Consider the following 1,660-nt stretch of genomic DNA (forward strand, 5'->3'; position numbering starts at 1 on the left):
TGCCCGTGGGCGGCGGGCGCGTGGGTGACCGCACTGTGGCTGCTGGGCCTGCTGCTGCCCGCCTCCGAGGTCGCCACCAGCCTGGTGCACCGGCTGGTGGCCTGGCGCCTGGGCGCGGCGCCCCTGCCCGGGCTGGAGCTGGCCGGGGGCATTCCGGCCTCGATGCGCACCCTGGTGGCCATGCCCACGCTGTTCACCAGCGCGGCGGACCTGCTGGAGCAGATCGAGCGGCTGGAGGTGCACTACCTGGCGGGCGGCGAGGGCGACATCGCCTTCGCGCTGGTGGCCGATGGCGTGGATGCGCCCACGCAGGACCTGCCCTCCGATGCCCCCCTCGTCGCACTGGCCGAGCAGGCCATCGCGGCGCTGAACCTGCGCCACGGCCCCGCGCCGCAGGGGCCGCGATTCCTGCTGCTGCACCGCCGCCGCCTGTTCAGTGCGGCGGAGAACACCTGGATGGGATGGGAGCGCAAGCGGGGCAAGCTCCATGAGCTGAACCGGCTGCTGCGCGGCGCGGCGGACACCAGCTTCGTGCCCACCCCGGCCGTGCCGCAGGGCGTGCGCTACGTGATCACGCTGGACGCCGACACGCGGCTGCCGCGCGACGCGGCGCTGCGCCTGGTGGGCAAGATGGCCCACCCACTCAACCGCCCCCGGTTCGACCCGGTGTCGCAACGCGTCGTGGGCGGCTACGCCATCTTGCAGCCGCGCATCACGCCGTCGCTGCCCACCGGCAGCCAGGGCTCGTTCTACCAGCGGATCTCCTCCAGCCCGGGCGGCATGGACCCCTATGCGATGGCCATCTCGGACGTCTACCAGGACCTCTTTGGCGAAGGCTCGTACACCGGCAAGGGCATCTACGACGTGGATGCCTTCGAAGCATCGCTGCAGGGCCGGGTGCCGGACAACACCCTGCTGAGCCACGATCTCTTCGAAGGCACTTTCGCGCGCGCCGGCCTGGCCTCCGACATCGAACTGATCGAGGAAGCCCCGGCCCGCTACGACGTGGCCGCGCGGCGCCAGCACCGCTGGACCCGGGGCGACTGGCAGCTGCTGCCCTGGATCGCCGGCCACTGGAGCGGGCCCCAGGCCGTGTCCGCCGTGGGGCGCTGGAAGATGATCGACAACCTGCGCCGCTCGCTGCTGGCGCCATCGGCGCTGCTGGCGCTGGGCATGGCCTGGGCGATGCCCACGGCGTCCGCCGCCGTCGCCATGCTGCTGGTGCTGCTGGTACTGGCCATTCCTTCCTGCCTGCCGTTGCTCTCCAGCGCCTGGTCGCACCGTCCGGGCGTGCGGCTGCGCAGCCAATGGCGGGTGCTGGCCGCCGATGCGCGGATGGCCTGCGCCCAGACCGTCCTGGCCTGGAGCCTGCTGGCGGACCAGGCCTGGCGCATGGGCGATGCCCTGGTGCGCACGCTGGCCAGAATGTTCGCCACCCGCCGCCACCTGCTGGAATGGACGACCGCGGCGCAGTCCGGCCAGCGCCCCCGGCCGGGCGTGCGGGGCTTTTACCGGCAGATGGCCCCGGGCATGGCGCTCGGCCTGGCCCTGGCAATAGCTTCCATCGCGGCGGCGCCGTCGCACTGGGCGGCCACGCTGGCGCTCCTGCTGCCGATGGTGTCGCTGTGACTGGCGGCGCCCGCCCTCGCCGCATGGGCCA

1 protein-coding gene is annotated in these 1,660 nt (G+C 73.2%); it reads left to right on the forward strand.

Translation table 11 applies throughout. The features are described 5' to 3' along the window. On the forward strand, positions 1-1,629 hold a 1,629-nt coding region (locus tag AC27KI_RS24310), incomplete at its 5' end, for a glycosyltransferase family protein (RefSeq protein WP_487116307.1). Positions 1,630-1,660: the final 31 nt, after the last annotated feature.

The sequence above is a fragment of the Acidovorax sp. KPB24-03 genome (assembly GCF_057546605.1).